This is a genomic window from Wolbachia endosymbiont of Frankliniella intonsa (assembly GCF_029856955.1).
GTDB lineage: Bacteria > Pseudomonadota > Alphaproteobacteria > Rickettsiales > Anaplasmataceae > Wolbachia.
Window position 1 is genome coordinate 193,688 of record NZ_CP097148.1, and the last position, 18,026, is coordinate 211,713.

15 protein-coding genes, 1 tRNA gene and 6 pseudogenes are annotated in these 18,026 nt (G+C 33.4%); 11 read left to right on the forward strand and 11 right to left on the reverse strand.

The genetic code is table 11. The features are described 5' to 3' along the window. Positions 1 to 4 precede the first annotated feature (4 nt). The 3 genes from M3L71_RS01105 to M3L71_RS01115 are packed head-to-tail and all read right to left on the reverse strand — an operon-like array spanning position 5 to position 889. Positions 5 to 535, reverse strand: coding sequence for an IS630 family transposase (locus tag M3L71_RS01105; protein ID WP_349292717.1), 531 nt, complete (start codon positions 533 to 535; stop codon positions 5 to 7). After that, a complete protein-coding gene (locus tag M3L71_RS01110; RefSeq protein ID WP_349292718.1) occupies positions 514 to 723 on the reverse strand; it encodes an IS630 transposase-related protein in 210 nt (69 codons plus the stop codon). Before M3L71_RS01110 ends, M3L71_RS01105 begins: the two co-directional genes overlap by 22 nt. 37 nt (positions 724 to 760) lie before the next feature. Then, positions 761 to 889, reverse strand: coding sequence for an IS630 transposase-related protein (locus M3L71_RS01115; RefSeq protein WP_280143755.1), 129 nt, complete (start codon positions 887 to 889; stop codon positions 761 to 763). Between the two features lie 40 nt (positions 890 to 929). Here M3L71_RS01115 and M3L71_RS01120 point away from each other — a divergent pair. The 5 genes and pseudogenes from M3L71_RS01120 to M3L71_RS01140 all read left to right on the forward strand — a co-directional run. Next, positions 930 to 1,821, forward strand: a pseudogene (locus tag M3L71_RS01120) (IS630 family transposase); the annotation flags it as partial. Positions 1,822 to 1,834: 13 nt separating this feature from the next. After that, positions 1,835 to 3,189: pseudogene (locus M3L71_RS01125) on the forward strand (aminopeptidase family protein P); the annotation flags it as partial. Between the two features lie 94 nt (positions 3,190 to 3,283). Beyond that, positions 3,284 to 3,649 carry a hypothetical protein gene (locus M3L71_RS01130; RefSeq protein ID WP_280143756.1) on the forward strand — a complete coding sequence of 122 codons (366 nt, stop codon included), beginning with the start codon at positions 3,284 to 3,286 and terminating at the stop codon, positions 3,647 to 3,649. Between the two features lie 157 nt (positions 3,650 to 3,806). Beyond that, entirely contained in the window at positions 3,807 to 4,487 is a 681-nt protein-coding gene (locus tag M3L71_RS01135; protein ID WP_280143757.1) for an ankyrin repeat domain-containing protein, read from the forward strand. A gap of 141 nt (positions 4,488 to 4,628) precedes the next feature. After that, positions 4,629 to 4,808 (forward strand): annotated as a pseudogene (locus M3L71_RS01140) (IS110 family transposase); the annotation flags it as partial. Positions 4,809 to 4,821: 13 nt separating this feature from the next. Here the strand turns inward: M3L71_RS01140 and M3L71_RS01145 are convergent. Then, positions 4,822 to 5,825 (reverse strand): annotated as a pseudogene (locus tag M3L71_RS01145) (IS630 family transposase). Between M3L71_RS01145 and M3L71_RS01150 the strand changes: the two are divergent. Both M3L71_RS01150 and M3L71_RS08400 read left to right on the forward strand, forming a co-directional pair. Beyond that, positions 5,819 to 5,941 carry a hypothetical protein gene (locus M3L71_RS01150; protein WP_280143383.1) on the forward strand — a complete coding sequence of 41 codons (123 nt, stop codon included), beginning with the start codon at positions 5,819 to 5,821 and terminating at the stop codon, positions 5,939 to 5,941. The pseudogene M3L71_RS01145 and the gene M3L71_RS01150 overlap by 7 nt on opposite strands. Next, positions 5,916 to 6,236, forward strand: a complete 321-nt coding sequence (locus M3L71_RS08400; RefSeq protein WP_410543487.1) for a transposase — start codon at positions 5,916 to 5,918, stop codon at positions 6,234 to 6,236. Before M3L71_RS01150 ends, M3L71_RS08400 begins: the two co-directional genes overlap by 26 nt. Here M3L71_RS08400 and M3L71_RS01160 read toward each other — a convergent pair. The 4 genes from M3L71_RS01160 to trmD all read right to left on the reverse strand — a co-directional run bounded on the left by M3L71_RS01160 (position 6,202) and on the right by trmD (position 9,574). Beyond that, a complete protein-coding gene (locus M3L71_RS01160) occupies positions 6,202 to 6,999 on the reverse strand; it encodes a phosphoribosylformylglycinamidine synthase subunit PurQ (protein WP_064085770.1) in 798 nt (265 codons plus the stop codon). The genes M3L71_RS08400 and M3L71_RS01160 overlap by 35 nt on opposite strands. Then, a complete protein-coding gene (locus M3L71_RS01165) occupies positions 6,996 to 8,249 on the reverse strand; it encodes a PstA family ABC transporter permease (RefSeq protein ID WP_280143758.1) in 1,254 nt (417 codons plus the stop codon). Before M3L71_RS01165 ends, M3L71_RS01160 begins: the two co-directional genes overlap by 4 nt. A gap of 237 nt (positions 8,250 to 8,486) precedes the next feature. Continuing rightward, positions 8,487 to 8,879, reverse strand: coding sequence for a 50S ribosomal protein L19 (rplS, locus tag M3L71_RS01170; RefSeq protein ID WP_280143759.1), 393 nt, complete (start codon positions 8,877 to 8,879; stop codon positions 8,487 to 8,489). Continuing rightward, entirely contained in the window at positions 8,876 to 9,574 is a 699-nt protein-coding gene (gene trmD / locus M3L71_RS01175; RefSeq protein ID WP_280143760.1) for a tRNA (guanosine(37)-N1)-methyltransferase TrmD, read from the reverse strand. Before trmD ends, rplS begins: the two co-directional genes overlap by 4 nt. A 65-nt stretch (positions 9,575 to 9,639) precedes the next feature. On the opposite strand from trmD, the gene purC reads away from it, so the two are divergent. Continuing rightward, complete coding sequence (gene purC, locus M3L71_RS01180) at positions 9,640 to 10,347, forward strand: phosphoribosylaminoimidazolesuccinocarboxamide synthase (protein WP_280143761.1); 708 nt, start codon at positions 9,640 to 9,642, stop codon at positions 10,345 to 10,347. A 21-nt stretch (positions 10,348 to 10,368) separates the two neighbouring features. Here the strand turns inward: purC and M3L71_RS01185 are convergent. After that, positions 10,369 to 11,370, reverse strand: a pseudogene (locus M3L71_RS01185) (IS630 family transposase). An 83-nt stretch (positions 11,371 to 11,453) separates the two neighbouring features. Here M3L71_RS01185 and M3L71_RS01190 point away from each other — a divergent pair. Continuing rightward, a pseudogene (locus tag M3L71_RS01190) lies at positions 11,454 to 12,482 on the forward strand (IS3 family transposase); the annotation flags it as partial. Positions 12,483 to 12,738: 256 nt separating this feature from the next. Here M3L71_RS01190 and M3L71_RS01195 read toward each other — a convergent pair. Both M3L71_RS01195 and murJ read right to left on the reverse strand, forming a co-directional pair. After that, positions 12,739 to 15,219, reverse strand: a complete 2,481-nt coding sequence (locus M3L71_RS01195) for an AsmA family protein (protein ID WP_280143762.1) — start codon at positions 15,217 to 15,219, stop codon at positions 12,739 to 12,741. Between the two features lie 375 nt (positions 15,220 to 15,594). Further along, positions 15,595 to 17,091 (reverse strand): murein biosynthesis integral membrane protein MurJ, encoded by a 1,497-nt coding sequence (gene murJ / locus M3L71_RS01200; protein WP_280143763.1) that lies wholly within the window; start codon positions 17,089 to 17,091, stop codon positions 15,595 to 15,597. Positions 17,092 to 17,235: 144 nt separating this feature from the next. On the opposite strand from murJ, the gene M3L71_RS01205 reads away from it, so the two are divergent. Both M3L71_RS01205 and M3L71_RS01210 read left to right on the forward strand, forming a co-directional pair. Continuing rightward, a tRNA-His gene (locus M3L71_RS01205) sits at positions 17,236 to 17,311 on the forward strand. Positions 17,312 to 17,447: 136 nt separating this feature from the next. Beyond that, complete coding sequence (locus M3L71_RS01210) at positions 17,448 to 18,008, forward strand: hypothetical protein (protein ID WP_280143764.1); 561 nt, start codon at positions 17,448 to 17,450, stop codon at positions 18,006 to 18,008. The last annotated feature ends 18 nt before the right edge of the window (positions 18,009 to 18,026 follow it).

Genomic DNA, 18,026 nt, shown 5'->3' on the forward strand with positions numbered 1-18,026 from the left:
AAAACTAAACCTTCCTGCTCACTATAGTATTTTCTAAAATGAATGGATAAATTTCCATTATGGTATTACCAACCAAAAGTTGTAAGTCTGTACATTTATACATTAGAGGTCTGAGGCGGCTTTTGATGGTATGCCAACAGTGTTCTATGGGATTCAAATCTGGTGAATATGTTGGAAGATACAGCACATGAAAGCCAAAAGACTCTATTAATGATTTTGTTTTAGTGGTCTTATGAAATGTAGCATTATCCATAACTATGGTTGTGCCAAGTGGCAATTTAGGTAATAACATCTTCTCCAACAATATATTGAATACCTCTTTTTCACACCCACCTTTGAAAGTCATTGGTGCAATAAATCTCATTCCAATCCACCCGGCTACTATACTGATTCTCTCTCGAGTTCTCCCTGGAATATCTGCATAAATTTTCTTTCCTCTTGGAGCACGTCCATATTCTCGGTATAACTTATTATCAACTCCTGCTTCATCTATATATAAGATGCTGGAATGTTCTATTTTTGAGATTTTATCAATAAATTGCTGCCTATCTTCTTGATTGCGCTCTTGATATAGTGTGACTTTTTTAAAGTAATTTTTAGCTGTTTTAGTCTATACCAAATTGAATTTATTCCAAATCCAAGATTTTGTTTCATCTCTGCCAGAGTATGATCTGGATTCTTTGTAACATATTCTTCGAGTATTTTTGGGTCTATTTTTCGAATAAAGCTACCGTTTTTAGATGGCTTTAAGCTTTCACCATCAGCTTTCTTTTAACCAGCGGTACAGAGTTGCTATTCCTATCTCCATGAGCTCTGCTATCTCAACCTTTGTCTTCCCTTTTTCTATCATCAATACTGCCTTTTCCCTTAAATCCACACTATATGCCATTATAACTCAAATACTTTGTTATACCTTTATCATTTGCTTTGGGAAATACTATAGTATAAGCGCTGTGGCAAGAATATGTAAAATTTCAAGGACTGCTTTGACTGAATGGATAAAGCATCTAAAATTTGGTAGAGTAGAAAAATTATTTGCCCCGTTTCAGCGGAGAAGAAAAAGCAAATTAAACAAAAATCAACGTGAGCAAATTGAAATATGGGTAGAAAGAAATCCAAATATTACTATTAAGGAAGTACAAATAAAAATCTCAGAGGAATTTGCCCTAAACATCAGCAAATCAACAGTGCACCGTGAGATACAAAGGATGAAATTTTCTTACATAACACCGAGGCCAATGCACCATAAACAAGATAAAAACAAGCAAGAAGAGTTTAAAAGATACTTCAATAAAATAGTCAATTCCACCCTAAAAGGGAGGTGTTTTTTTTGATGAATCACGATTTGGGACTCATTCAAAAATCGGACACGGATGGTTTAAAAAAGGGGTCAGAACGCAGGTTAAAATGAAAATTGGTAGACAAAATTTCTATATCTAAAGTGCGGTAAATCCAAGAAGTGGTAAGAAAATTAGCCTACTTGCTCCATATGTAAACACTGATTGTATGAATATATTTCTGGAGCAGATGTCGAAAGATTTAGGCACGAAAGAAGCCTTTCTTGTAATGGATTGTGCAAGTTGGCATAGATCAAAAAGTTTGAAAATTCAGGAAAACATTACCATCATATACTTGCCTCCTTATTCACCGGAACTGAATCCTGTTGAAAGGTTGTGGCAATATATCAAATACAATACTTTACGCAATAGTATCTACGATACCATAGGTTTACTTGAAGATGTTTTGTGTAATTTTATTGTCAATATTTCCAGTACTACTATTAAACGAGTTTGTAATGTTTCTTATTTGTTCCGTCAGTAATGGATTTTGGTATAAGGATAAATGTGAAAGAGTAGCTAAAAACATAGAGGCTGAAGCAGTGCTTCTGACTGATCCAAATTCAATTTCGTGGTTATTAAATTTAAGAAATGAAAGTGCTGAATATACTCCTTGTATATTGGGTCGTGCTATATTGTATAAAAATGCCAATGTTGATTTATTTATTCAAGATAAAGAACATTCAACTATAGAAGCAAATTTTGATAACCATATAAATGTTTTTGATATTAGTGAGCTAGAAAATTCACTACATAAGTTAAATTTGGTGGTGATAGATCCAAGCACGACTCCAATGAGCATTATGAATGCAATAGATCCCTTGTATAACCATTATTTAAATGAAAAATCAGCTTCGGTGTCATTCCAGTGCTTGACCAGAAATAAAAAAGCATGGATCCCAGTGTCAAGCACTGGGATGACAATAAGTAATGAAAGAGGTCTAATAGAAAATAAGCAGATAATTGAGAAGGAGGATCCTTGTTTGATTCACAAAGCAGTAAAAATCAAACTGAAATAACTGGAGCTATAAGTGCGCACATCAAAGATGGAGTAGCAGTTATAAATTTTCTATATTGGCTTGAAAACAATATTGACAGTGAAATTACTGAGCTTGAAGCTGAAGAAAAAGTTTTAGAATACAGAAAAGAGCAGAATTTGTTTAAGCAACCGAGTTTTCGAACAATTTCAGCATTCAACGAGAATGGAGCAATCATTCATTACCGTGCAAGCAATAAGACAAATAAAGTCATTCAAGAAGATGGGCTGTATTTAATTGACTCTGGTGGTCAGTACCTTGATGGCACAACCGATGTTACAAGAACTATAGCAATTGGTAGTCCAACCAATGAGCAACGAGCTCACTACACAATAGTATTAAAAGCTCACATTGCGATAGCAAGTGCGGTCTTTCCTTCTGGCACTACTGGTGGAGAATTGGACATATTAGCGCGTATACATTTATGGAAATTTGGAATGGATTACATGCACGGTACAGGACATGGAGTAGGAAGTTACCTTTCGGTACACGAAGGACCGCAAGCAATATCAAGAGGAAATAAAGTGGAACTCATTCCAGGCATGATACTTTCTAACGAGCCTGGTTATTATATTCCAGGAAAGTATGGAATAAGAATTGAGAATCTGATGTATATTGAAAGGCGAGAAAACGTCTTTTTAAGCTTTAAACAATTGACCTCTGTTCCTTATGATAAAAAGCTAATAGATATACAAATGCTTACTGAAGATGAAGTTAAATGGATAAATAGCTATCACCAATTTATTTATAAAAATATAGAAAATGGCATAAAAGATAAGGAATGGTTAAAGAGAGTATGTGAACCTTTAAAATAGTTAATTTGTCATTTAATCAAGTATTAATATAGTTGTTCTTGTATTGTTTTTAATTAAAAACAATATATAATATTAGTTTCAAAGAGGTGTAATTATGACAGATAAAATGCAAGATGATGAATTTATGAAGCAGTACATTGATACTTGCAAACAGCAAATAGAAAAATTGGCAAGCGACCCTAATTTGCTTCAACAGACCTTAAAGCCATTCATGCAAATGTCTCAGCAACTTATGGCTGGTGGTATGCTAGAAGGAAATATGCCTAGCATCATACCTGATATGGGTGGTATGGATATCAACAAGATGATTGCTCAGATGAAGGAAATGTATGATTACATAAAGAGTAATCACAAAGAGCTCATGGGAAAAGATGCTTCACAAATTCAAGAGCTTGATGATTCCAGCAGAAGATTGAGAGCCTTGGTCAAGAAATTGATAGAGAAAGTTGAAGCTAAGTAGTATTTATTCATATCAAAGAGCTATAGCAGTAGTGAGGTTGCTCTCATTCCAATTTTAAATAAAAGGCATAAGTATTAAAAGAAAAACTCTACAAAATGCTTTCATTCCTTAATAGGGATTAAGATGGTTTCGAAGTTTATTCAGGGGCTAGTAAAGGGTGTATAATTTTAACAATAAAGCAATACTTGATGCTTTGTTAGAATATTATGGTATAAATAGAGAAATTGAAGAAAGTGACAAATCTAATACTGTAAAAAATTTATTGAATCGTTTCACAAAAGAGAATCTTAATTATTTCACACATGCAGCTCCTTGGCTAAAAAATCTTGTACCAAAATTAGAAGGTGATACTCAAGAATTGAGACAACCTTCTACGTTACAAGCATTATCAATTGCACGAATAGTTAGAAGTCGTACTGAGCTACTTTTTAAATTATTTTCATCTGCCAAAAATGGTGATTTAGAGGCAGTGAAATACCTGGTAGAAAGAGCAGAAGTAGATGTTAATGCACAAGATATGTTTGAATTCACTCCTCTAATATTTGCTGCTGAAGATGGTCATTTGGATGTAGTAAAGTATCTAGTAAAAGAAGCGAAAGCAAATGTTAATGCAAAAAATGAATTTGGGGGAACTGCTCTAATGTTTGCTGCTAAAAATGGTCATTTAGGTATAGTAAAGTGCCTGGTAGAGGCAAAAGCAGATGTTAATGCAAGAATCGAACAGAAAAATCTGTCAAATCAGAAAGAAACACACAAATTTAAGTTTTTAGTAATTTTCAAGTATAGTTGTAGAGGGAGCGCCTCTGCAGTTATGATCGACATTTTCAATGGTGCCTAAGTGCCCGTATGCAAGCATGGTCTTGGAAGGAACGGTCAAATCATTGATGGAGTCATTTAGACTACCTCGGTTAGGAGATTGTACTATCAACCGTTCCAAGCTGAAGCGTTTCCCTGTAACAAATTATATGTAGGAGTTAGCATGAAAAAAGCAAAAAGTAAATTAGAAATAGTGAATCCTAATGCAGCAGGAATAGACATTGGTTCAGCTGTACACTATGTGTGTATACCTGAAGGAGGAGATGAGCAACGCGTTCAGAAATTTGGTTGCTTTACTGAAGACCTTCATAACCTAGCACAGTGGTTGAAAAAGTGTAAAGTTATACCAAAATCCATTACTGACGGAACAAATAAGAAACATTACAAACTCGTTTAATAGTAGTACTGGAAATATTGACAATAAAATTACACAAAACATCTTCAAGTAAACCTATGGTATCGTAGATACTATTGCGTAAAGTATTGTATTTGATATATTGCCACAACCTTTCAACAGGATTCAGTTCCGGTGAATAAGGAGGCAAGTATATGATGGTAATGTTTTCCTGAATTTTCAAACTTTTTGATCTATGCCAACTTGCACAATCCATTACAAGAAAGGCTTCTTTCGTGCCTAAATCTTTCGACATCTGCTCCAGAAATATATTCATACAATCAGTGTTTACATATGGAGCAAATAGGCTAATTTTCTTACCACTTCTTGGATTTACCGCACTTTAGATATAGAAATTTTGTCTACCAATTTTCATTTTAACCTGCGTTCTGACCCCTTTTAAACCATCCGTGTCCGATTTTTGAATGAGTCCCAAATCGTGATTCATCAAAAAAAACACCTCCCTTTTAGGGTGGAAATTGACTATTTTATTGAAGTATCTTTTAAACTCTTCTTGCTTGTTTTTATCTTGTTTATGGTGCATTGGCCTCGGTGTTATGTAAGAAAATTTCATCCTTTGTATCTCACGGTGCACTGTTGATTTGCTGATGTTTAGGGCAAATTCCTCTGAGATTTTTATTTGTACTTCCTTAATAGTAATATTTGGATTTCTTTCTACCCATATTTCAATTTGCTCACGTTGATTTTTGTTTAATTTGCTTTTTCTTCTCCGCTGAAACGGGGCAAATAATTTTTCTACTCTACCAAATTTTAGATGCTTTATCCATTCAGTCAAAGCAGTCCTTGAAATTTTACATATTCTTGCCACAGCGCTTATACTACTTTCTTTTCCTGCTATCACCGCTTGTAACTTTTTTGAAACATATGCGTTATTTCTTACCTTTTTAACATTTCTTTCGCTAAATTTACAACTCTTTCGTCTAATAGTTTTGACCTTAATGCCATTTATACCTCGCTATTTCACTTACTCTAGTATGACTTTTTCCCCATTATTCTCTATCTGTTCTTTCTATAGCGGGAATTGGTATCAATATATTGTTGGAGAAGATGTTATTACCTAAATTGCCACTTGGCACAACCATGGTTATGGATAATGCTACATTTCATAAGACCACTAAAACAAAATCATTAATAGAGTCTTTTGGCTTTCATGTGCTGTATCTTCCAACATATTCACCAGATTTGAATCCCATAGAACACTGTTGGCATACCATCAAAAGCCGCCTCAGACCTCTAATGTATAAATGTACAGACTTACAACTTTTGGTTGGTAATACCATAATGGAAATTTATCCATTCATTTTAGAAAATACTATAATACTTACGCAAAATATTTTAGTGCATTCTCAAATATGAGCATTCCATCACCATATTTTGGCATAGCCACTCCTGAACGTTTACATTTTTCTTTTTCAAGAGGCCAGTTGTCCTGCTGAGTAAAAAATATTCCTCTCTCTGGGTGAGGCATTAAAGCTAAAACTCTACCACTTTTGTCTGACAAAGCTGCCAGGTCGTATATAGATCCGTTTGGATTGTAAGGAAATTGTAAATTTGCATAGTCACCATTTTCATCAACGTAACGCAGTGCAACGGAATTATTTTCAATCAATTGATTTAAAATATCTTGATCCATAAAAAACCTGCCTTCTCCATGAGCAACAGGAAGATATAGCTCACTCAGTCCCCGTAGCCAAACAGAACTACTCTGCGGATTAACTCTCACTCTAATCCAACGACATTGGTAATTACCTATATCATTAGAGGTTAAAGCTAGATTAGAGAATTCTGGAACTAATTTTACTAATATCTGGCAACCATTACATATCCCTATAATAAGCTTATCCTGAGATAAGAAATTTTGAAATTCGTCTAACAAGTTGTTTTTTATACGTAAAGCAAATGCATTACCAGCACCAGTATCATCACCATAGGAAAAACCTCCTGGAATTGCAAGTATATTGCTTAATTTCAGTTCACTTGGATTATCTATAATATCATTAATGTGAACGATTTTTACTTCAATATTATTAATACCAAGCTTTCTGCTGCATTCCATAAATGCAAATGCAGTTTCTTTTTCGCAATTTAAGCCATAACCAGATAGGATTGTAATTTTCATGAATCAAAAAACTCGAACTTTCTTTTTACAAAATTTGCTATTAAATTCAAAGCAAATAGCATTAACAATAAAGCTATAATTGCAATGGCAGCAAGCTCAATAAATGCAATTTCAGGACTACTTGACCATATGTATATTTGTACAGGTAAAACAGTTGCCGGATCGAAGAAGGATGTAGGTGTATCAGCAATAAATGCTACCATGCCTATCATAAGTAAAGGGGAAGATTCGCCTAAAATCCTTGCAATTGCAAGCACTGCACCATGTATTATCCGTGGCAACGCAATCGGTAAAGAGTGATCCAATATCACCTTGATGTGAGGTGCACCTAGCGCAAACGCTGCATCTTTTATTGCAATAGGAACGTTTGTAAAGGCATTTTTTGTTGCAATAATAATATTAGGCAGCATCATAAATGAAAGAGTCATCCCGCCAACAAGCGGTGAAGAACGGGGTAAACCAAATATGCCCAAGTAGAGAGTCAGTCCTACCACACCAAATATTATCGAAGGCACTGCAGCAAGGTTATTCATGCTAATTTCTACAATACTGGTTATTAGCCTATTTCTAGGCATAAATTCATAAAGACAGATACCTGACATAATTCCTATTGGCAATGCCAACGCTAAGCATACTATAATTGTCATTAATGAACCGATAAATGCCCCTAAAATCCCTGAATTCTCAGGCTCACAAGAATCAGACTTAAGAAACAGAGACTTATTAAAAAATTTTCTTACTCTTCCCTTCTCTTTTAACCAATCAAGTAATTTAGCATAATGATCATTCAAACATTTATTTTTATATAGTGAATTGATCACACTCGATGCGGTAAACCAAATCTCATATTCACCACTATTTTTTACTCTCTTAAGAAAAAACCTCTCTAGCTCCTTGTAAGAGTTACGACTTAAAATTTCGTCACTGTCTTTAAAGTCAATTCCTTCAAACACTTTATGTAAAGAGTTATTGAGTAGTCTAATGGACTTATATCGTAAATCACCAGGATTATTAGTTAAAATAAGATCAGCATTTATTTCAACTGGCAATAAAATTTTCGTTACTGTTAAAGCACTGTAAGAGTTAACTAATATACTTAGTAATATACATATAGGACACCCAATTGAGACAATCAGTGCTGTAAAAGAGCAAAAGCATAAAATGCTGTTCTTTTTATTTTTTCTTTTTACACGAGCATGTACGCGCTTAGATTGAAGTAACTTAAGGAAGTTTTTCTTTATTATACCCATTTACTTTTCTTTACATGAGGATTTGAAAAGACTTTCCCCTTTTTCCAGTGCTTGAAACTGAGATCTAACAGGCTTTGCCTGCAAATAATTTTTATATTTTCCATGAAAGCACAAACCAAAAGGAGAATCTGGATCCCAGTGTCAAACATTGGGATGACACCACAGCAGGAGGCAAAGTACAGTTGTGCGCCACACACTGGGATAATAAGAGAGAGTTTTGAGATGATACAATTGACATCACTCCCTATTGTATCTACTTAGATTTTTTTTAACATAAGTAGTACGTTCTTTGATCCTTGCAGCTTTCCCAAATAGCTTGCACAGATAATATAATTTTGCTCTACGGACCTTTCCCTTTCTCATCACTTGTACTGAAATTAATGCAGGAGAGTAAACAAAAAATTGTGATACTATACTTTCTCCATGACTTACCTTTCTAACTGAAAAAGAAGAGTGTAATCCACGATTTCTTTTTGATATACATACGCCCTCAAATATCTGTATACGCTCACCCGTACTATCAACTACGTTAAAAGTGACCTTCAAATCATCGCCAGGACAAAAAGCTGGCATCTCTTTGGCTAACCTTTGTATTTGTTGTTCGTTAAATTTTTCAAGTAAGTTTGTCATTTATCATCTCCATTCAACAATTCAGGTCGACGTTCCTTTGTTCTAACATATGACTGTTCCCTTCTCCAATCACTTATTTTTCTGTGATTGCCAGACAACAGAACCTTAGGAACTTTGTACTTACTCCACTGCTCAGGCCTAGTATATTGAGGATATTCAAGCATACCACCACTATAACTAAAACTTTCTTCAGCAACGCTATCGAAATTATTTACTACACCTGGAAGAAGCCTAATACATGCATCAAGAACCACCATTGCAGCTGGCTCACCTCCCGAAAGTATATAATCTCCAATACTTAACTCACAAGGAGTATACACATCAATTACTCTTTGGTCAACACCTTCAAATCGACCACACAATATTGTTACATGAGGAATTTCTGTTAGCTCCTTTGCAATGCTCTGATTAAATTTTGTACCAGATGGAGTCATATAAATAAATCTAGTATTTTTATGAGCAGAAAGCACATTATCAACTGCATTGCCAATCACATCTGGGCGCATAACCATCCCTGCTCCACCTCCGTATGGAACATCATCCACAGTTGAATGTTTATCTTTTGCAAAAGAACGAATATTTATTACTTCAAGGTTCCATATTTTTTTTTCTAACGCTTTTCCGGCAAGAGAATAGTTCAAAAACCCGGGGAACATTTCTGGAAATATGGTTAACACTGTAACACTAAACGTCATTAGCAAATTTGTAGTAAACTAAGCAGCAATTTGATACTATCTTATAGTATACAGCTAAATCAATCATGTCACTGAATAAAACGATATACGAAGGTAAAGCCAAAGTCATTATTGAAACTGAAGACTCATCAACTGTTATACAGTACTTTAAAGATGATGTTACAGCGTTCAACAAGGAAAAATATGAAATTATTGAGGGCAAAGGAATAATTAATAATCATGTTAGTGCTTTTATCATGGAAAAGCTTGAAGAAGCAGGAATTAGCACGCACTTTATAAACACTTTAAACGAAAGAGAACAGCTAGTCAAAAAACTCAAGATAATACCTCTTGAGATAGTGGTTAGAAACATTGCAGCTGGCAGCTTTTGCAAACGTTTTAATATCAAAGAAGGTGAGACACTTACATCTCCTATAATCGAGTTTTTTTACAAAAATGATGACCTAGCCGACCCAATGGTGAATGAAAATCACATACTATATTTTGGTTGGTTATCCCATAAAGAAATGGAAGAAGTTAAAACTACAACTTTAAAGATCAACAAAATCTTAGTCGAACTATTTTCAAATGCAAATATATATTTAGTTGATCTCAAGTTAGAATTTGGCAAATTGATAAACAACAGCACTAAAATCATTTTAGCCGATGAAATCAGCCCTGATAATTGTAGGCTATGGGATAAAAATACGCATAAAAAGCTAGACAAAGATGTTTTCCGTTTAAATCTAGGAAACTTAAAGGAAGCATACTCAGAAGTTGCAAAAAGACTGTGAGTAAAGTTATACCAAAATCCATTACTGACGGAACAAATAAGAAACATTACAAACTCGTTTAATAGTAGTACTGGAAATATTGACAATAAAATTACACAAAACATCTTCAAGTAAACCTATGGTATCGTAGATACTATTGCGTAAAGTATTGTATTTGATATATTGCCACAACCTTTCAACAGGATTCAGTTCCGGTGAATAAGGAGGCAAGTATATGATGGTAATGTTTTCCTGAATTTTCAAACTTTTTGATCTATGCCAACTTGCACAATCCATTACAAGAAAGGCTTCTTTCGTGCCTAAATCTTTCGACATCTGCTCCAGAAATATATTCATACAATCAGTGTTTACATATGGAGCAAGTAGGCTAATTTTCTTACCACTTCTTGGATTTACCGCACTTTAGATATAGAAATTTTGTCTACCAATTTTCATTTTAACCTGCGTTCTGACCCCTTTTTTAAACCATCCGTGTCCGATTTTTGAATGAGTCCCAAATCGTGATTCATCAAAAACACCTCCCTTTTAGGGTGGAAATTGACTATTTTATTGAAGTATCTTTTAAACTCTTCTTGCTTGTTTTTATCTTGTTTATGGTGCATTGGCCTCGGTGTTATGTAAGAAAATTTCATCCTTTGTATCTCACGGTGCACTGTTGATTTGCTGATGTGTAGGCGAAGTTCCTCTGAGATTTTTATTTGTACTTCCTTAATAGTAATATTTGGATTTCTTTCTACCCATATTTCAATTTGCTCACGTTGATTTTTGTTTAATTTGCTTTTTCTTCTCCGCTGAAACGGGGCAAATAATTTTTCTACTCTACCAAATTTTAGATGCTTTATCCATTCAGTCAAAGCAGTCCTTGAAATTTTACATATTCTTGCCACAGCGCTTATACTACTTTCTTTTCCTGCTATCACCGCTTGTAACTTTTTTGAAACATATGCGTTATTTCTTACCTTTTAACATTTCTTTCGCTAAATTTACAACTCTTTCGTCTAATAGTTTTGACCTTAATGCCATTTATACCTCGCTATTTCACTTACTCTAGTATGACTTTTTCCCCATTATTCTCTATCTGTTCTTTCTATAGCGGGAATTGGTATAAGATATGTAGTGAATATAAAATACCATCAACAAATCTATATGATTGGCGTGATAGAGTATTGGCAAGGTTAAAAGACCTATTTGTTGAAGAAAGTGAAAGTGCGAGAAAACAAAGAATCTTAGCGCAAGAAATAGAAAGTTTACATAAAGTAATAGGAGAATTGACAGTGGAAAATAGCTATTTGAAAAAAAAATTACTGAAATAAGCAAAAAGATAGAGTAAGGTTTATAGAAAAAGATTCTGATCTGTCAATTAGGAAACATGCTGATTTATTGGGGATTTGCAGATCTAGCCTATATTATAGGCCTATAATTAATAACGAAAGTGAAGTAGCAAATTTGATTCAAGAAGTATATTTGGCTTCTGATTGCCGTTATGGATATCGTAAAATTACTGCTGAAATCATAGCGAGTGGGGTAGTAGTCAATCGCAAAAATCTTAAGAATTATGAAAAATGAAGATTAGTGGGCTGTATTGTAGAAAAGATGTAATACAAGTATTAAAGAAAAAGCATAAAATATATCCTTATCTACTCAAAGATTTGATTATTTGTAGAGTTAATCAGGTATGGGCTACTGATATAACATATATTATGGTAGAAGGTAAGTTTGTCTATTTTGTGGCAATAATGGACTTGTATAGTCGCTATATTATTGCTCATTCATTATCACCATATCTCGATGCTGGATTTTGCCTTTATACTCTCAAAGAAGCTCTAAAACAAGGTAAACATGAGATTTTTAATAGTGATCAAGGGGTACAGTTTACTTGCTACAACTTTATTACGGAATTAGAGCATGCTAATATTAAAATCAGTATGGACCATAAAGGACGTTGCTTCGACAATATATTTGTTGAGCGCTTATGGAGAACTTTAAAGCAAGAAGCTATATATTATTATAGACCAAATAGTATCAGAGATTTGAATCTTATAATAAATGACTTTGTTGGTTGGTATAACTATAGAAGGCTACATCAGACTCTAAATTATAAAGTTCCTGCTGATCTTTATTATCATAAACAGTAAATGAATATATTGATAAATACTTTAAATGTGTGTCGACGTATTTATCAACATATTCATTTTAAAAATCGGATCACTTTAAAAAAATGGTCTAGACAAATGGGTGCACTATACAGAAAGTCCAAGCACAAGCTGCAGCGACGCAAGCATTGAGAATGTACAAACAATCAATCAGTTTTATCATTGGTGAGAGTAGAACATCTTTTACTAAGGTCTAACTTAAAGATAGATGGTCCCTTAAATCCTACATCTAAATGAGTTAACTATTTTTCTTGCTAACTAAGGTGTTGTAAATTTGGTCTACATCAAAACTCATCTTAGGGCACCAAATAGGGCCATCTAAGTGTGCCTCGATATAAAGAGGACTATTATGATTTGGTAGTATGAAAAAGAGTCTGAATATAGAAGTTAAGGAGAAATTAGATAAGATTAAATTAGAAGAGATAGAACCTGATGCTTGATCGTTACTAAACTGTGAACTAGTTGAACATACACCACTGTTAATACTTACTTTTCCATTAATATTTTCAAAAAGCGTACTGCCATTATATATATCAACGTAAGCAAGCTTGGAAATTTCAGGTTTATTCTTACTGCTTAACAACTTAGTGATGAATGAATTAAAATCCACATTTGTAAACTCTATTTTCTGTGCTTGAAAGTTTACATTTCCTGATAAGTTACTAGCCCAATCATCAAATCTTGTCCCTTGAGTTTTGATTTCACCACTTAAGCTTATCTTGCCATTTATGTTATTAACTCCTATAACTTCCTTGGTGTCTAAATTTGCAATAGAAAATTTTGTGTGAATTGAGCCTGCTTTTAGATAACCCTGAAAAAACATTTGTCCATGTTCTAGTATGTAACTTATCTGTTTGATAGTGATAGTGTTGTTTCTTATCACTGTATCCAAGTTAAAATCTTTTAAGACGTTTTGCCCAATTTTAAATTCTGTAGTTTTGATTTGCACGTTTGCATCAAAATCTCCTTTCTCATCTAAAAAATTAAGCCGCTTTGTTGACCATTGAATTTGATTTATTTCATTTCTTGAGTTTCTTTTTACCTCTAATAGTTTTGGTAATTTAAAGATATTTCCATTAAATTTATTACCTGTAAGGTTTACGTCTAATAAAGGCTTAGTGTATTTTTGATCCACTAATATTTTTACACTACCGGTAATGTCGAAATTTTCTCCGAATAACTTTATTTTATCTGCAACTAGCTTGTTCTCTTGTATTTTTAATGAAAAATCCAAATCTTCAATTTTTGTACCATTGAATATAGAATCTTTAACACTAGTTCTTATATTTACATCATATTTAAGATTTTTCAGCCATTGCACTTTGCTGAATAATGAATAATCATATTTATCTATATTAATGTTATGTATGCTAAATTTACTATCGATCATATTGTGTTTTTTTGTGTGATTTAGCTTAATTGATCCTTGCCAAGATTCTTTGTTATTTAGCAATCTGATATCTGAAAGAGATAATATTCTAGGTGCTAAATATAGTTTAGAACTTGCTGTAAATTGACTTTTCTCTCTTTCTTGCATCTTGATAGAAGGTAAAATATGTGAAATGAACGACTCACCCTTTATCAATATATCACCATTAAATTCAGACAAGTTGCCATTGTTTGAAACTCTTCCTGATAAGCGAGATATATTATTGGTTCCAGGAAATTGAAGAAGAGTATCAACGTTTATTTCGCCATTAGCAAATTTTAGCGTAGCATGAAATTTGTCCAATATCCTGTTTTGATATTGAATATTTGAAGCTTCCATATTAAAATCCAAGCTCAGGTTCTTTGGTACAACCTCTCTAAAAGATTCTAAAAGACCCTTCATATCTGTTGTTTTGTGTGAGCCGTTTTTTAGGTCTACTTTACTAAAACTAATATTGATATTAGTATGATCACTTTTTCTATCATTTTGTATTATACCAGTGCCTTGCATGCTTTTGGACTCAATTTTTAAATCAGTTGCCGTAAACTCGCTTTCATTGAGATTGATATTGGATGATATCTCAATATTTTCGCTGGGAATCACATAAGAAAGGAAGCTAAGATTAATGATTTTTGCTAAATTGCTCACAGAACCGGAACTGTTATTGATTGTCAGTGTTAAATTACCCTGTTGATTTCTATTACCTTTAAATAGCAAATTTGCAAAATTTGAATCAACACTAATGTGTACATTATTTTTTGTGACATTAACCTTTCCAGAAAAATCGTAATTGTTGTCACCAATCTGTACTTCACCAAAAAACTGCTTATTTTTTTTTATAGCAACTTCCTTGATGTTAATAGTATCGGCGTTAAAACTTATTTGGCTGTCCTTTATTAATATATCAACTATATTATCATTGGCTTTCGTATTTATAATATTAAGTAAATTTTCTTTGTTGCTTTTCATGCCCAAAAATGAGATTGACTTTGGTTGCAATGAAAATGAAAACAACGATGGCCTTATTTCAATTTTTTTTGCACTAATTAAATCTGATAATTTTTGTTCCTTGTTTTTGTTATATTGTACATATACATTGTGAATAGTAAGTTTTGGAGTAATGAGCGAAACTTCAATTTTTCCTCCAACATGTACTTTAGCATCATACGTCTTCTCTAACTCTTTTACGATATATTCTCTGTAGCCACTCCAATCCTTAAAAGTTGCAGCAACGTGCATGAGAATTAATAGAAACAAGATTGATGATATGGCGTATAAAGAAAGTTTCATAATAGACCTCTCATTCCAGCATCCCTTCTCTTCTTGTCATCCCAGTCTGGGATCCAGGAAATTTGATTAGACATTAAGTTAATTAGCAAAAAAGTAGCTATTCTTATGTTAAAACACAGCATTTTTACATGAGAAGCTGGTCTGATGAGCACTGGGTTCCCAGTGGAAATTGCTCTCAAACCAAAACACTCATACAGTTGTGTGTGTGACACTGTGATGCAGTGTGACTTAAATAAGGTTTTCCAGATTATATAATCAACAAAATTTCTGGATCCCAGTGTCAAGCACTGGGATGACGGGAATAGGTTATGGGATGAAAGGAGTGGATATTGGAATAGTAGCTGAAATGAAATATAGCAATACAAAGGGTGTAATTTATACATATTTCAAATTATTCAAATTTCCTCTAAAAATTAGGTAAAGAGTGCTAGAATAAATAATAACACTCAAAGCTATTAAAGTTACTAAATAAACAATACGAGCTAGCCCTCTATCGAAAAACAACCCTGCTGATAAGTAATTAGAGAGATAAAGAACTATTGACATAACCAATGTTGCAGTGAGAATTTTTACAATATTTAGTAACAATGCTTGGCTAATCTTATACATCTTATTTATTGTTAAATAATTAATCAATAAAATAGAATTTATCCAAGTGGAAATGGAAGTAGCAATAGCAATTCCTATATGTTGGTATTTGTTCATTAATATGAGATTTAGTATTACATTAATTCCAAGGCACGTTAATGATAACATAGTTGGTATTTTTAGCTTTCCCCTAGCAAAGAATGTGGGTAGCAATACTTTATTTATAATAAATGCGGGTAAAGAAAGAGAAAATGCTACTAATGTAGGAACAGTTTGCTGCACTGCATAATAATCAAATCGGCCGTAAGAAAAAAGCGTAAGTAAAATTATGTCAGGAATAATGATAAAAGCAGCAGTTATTGGCATAATTAATATTAACCCTATATTAAGGGCCTTGTTCTGTATTTTGACTATATTCTCAGTATCATTTATTCGTTTTGAAATCAGAGGAAGAAGTACTGTACCAATTGCAGTGCCAATTACTCCTTGCGGTAGTTGATTTAGTCTATCGGCATAATATATATAAGAAACTGCATTTGGTATAAAACTCGCCATGATTGTGTCAATCCATACACTTATTTGTATTACACAATTGTTGATAATTGCAGGTATCACACGTTTAAAAAATAATTTTACTTCGTTACTTAATTCTAAACTAAAAGAAAAGAAAGCCTTTAATTTGTATGCACTAAATACTATTAAAAGTAGCTGCAAAATCCCTCCAATCAGGACGGCTATAGAAAGGTTATGAGCCGGTGTTTCAATGTAAGGTAAAAACAAACTGATGATTAAACAGAGGTTCAAAATGATTGGTGAAATAGCTGTTGAAGAAAAATGCTGTTTTACTTGCAACATTCCACCAATAAGTGATGCGATTGACACGAAGATTATGTAGGGCATCATAATTTTCGACAAAGTTACAGTAAAGGTAAATTTATTTTGGTCAAATCCAGGAGTGAAGATTTTGATCATGTAAGGGAAGAAGGTTTGTGTGATAAGGCAAAAAATTACTAGAATAATAAACGTAATGGATATTACACTACTTGCGAAATTAAATGCCTTTTTATTATCATATGACTCTGCAGAGTATAATGGTATGAATGAGGTAGTAAATGCTCCCTCTGCAAAAAACGATCGAAATAAATTAGCAAAGCGAAACGAGGAAAAGAATATATCTGCAAGAGAAGTTGCACCAATAACCGTAGCAATCAATACATCTCTTATTAGCCCTAAAATTCTTGAAATAGCTGTAAAAAAACTAAATGTGAAAATACTTTTAAACATATCACGATTTCAATACGATTAACTATAATGCTAAAAGCATAAATGAAAATGTTTATTCGCTAAACTTAAAACTCTATGCAAAAGTAGGTAGCTTAAATAATTAATTGACTATTTATGCTTGTGTGTTAGAAATTTTATACCTTGGCGGGCGTAGCTCAGTTGGTAGAGCGTCAGTTTGTGGTACTGAATGTCGCCAGTTCAATCCTGGTCGCTCGCCCCACTAAAAATTTCCACTTTACATAAATATAAACATTGGATATTTTTGCACGGCCGTTAGCATTCCTTGTTGCTCTAGTATTTAGATGGCGGAGGGGAAGTTTGCGATTTAGAGTAAAAATATTAGTGAGAGGGATTGTATGTATATTTGTTTGTTAGCTTATAGTATAGTGTCAGCACTAGGAGTATTATCTTGGTGGTTAAGTTTTGACACTTCATCACCTTTAGCCATAGGTGGAATTGCTGGTTGTATAGCTCCAGCATTGATTGCGGTTTTTCACGTAGGATGTTTGCTATATAAGTTTTGCAAAAGAGATCCTGTTGGGGAGGATCATGGAAAAGTAGCAAATTTTTTGAGTTTGATGATATCTACAAGCGCTGCAATTGGAGTTACACTTGCTGGAAGCATAGCTGCTATTTTTCCTAATCCAAAAATAGGATTTACATTAATAAGTGGAATGATAGGGCTGATAGCACCGATTTTAGGGTTCTTTGCAACTGTAGCTATAGTGCATTGTGTAGATGAAACAGCAATTAAATCTGCAGTAAGTGCAATTTCGATTACAGATTCTACACATGTCAAAATATCTCAGGAAGAAGAAGTAGATGAATGTATTACCTTTCCGGAAGAAGAAGTTAATAAAAGTATCATCTTTCCCAAAGTTGAAAAAGTTTTTTCTGCGAGAGAGACGGCAGTTTGAGCTAAGTTAGTGTGCAAT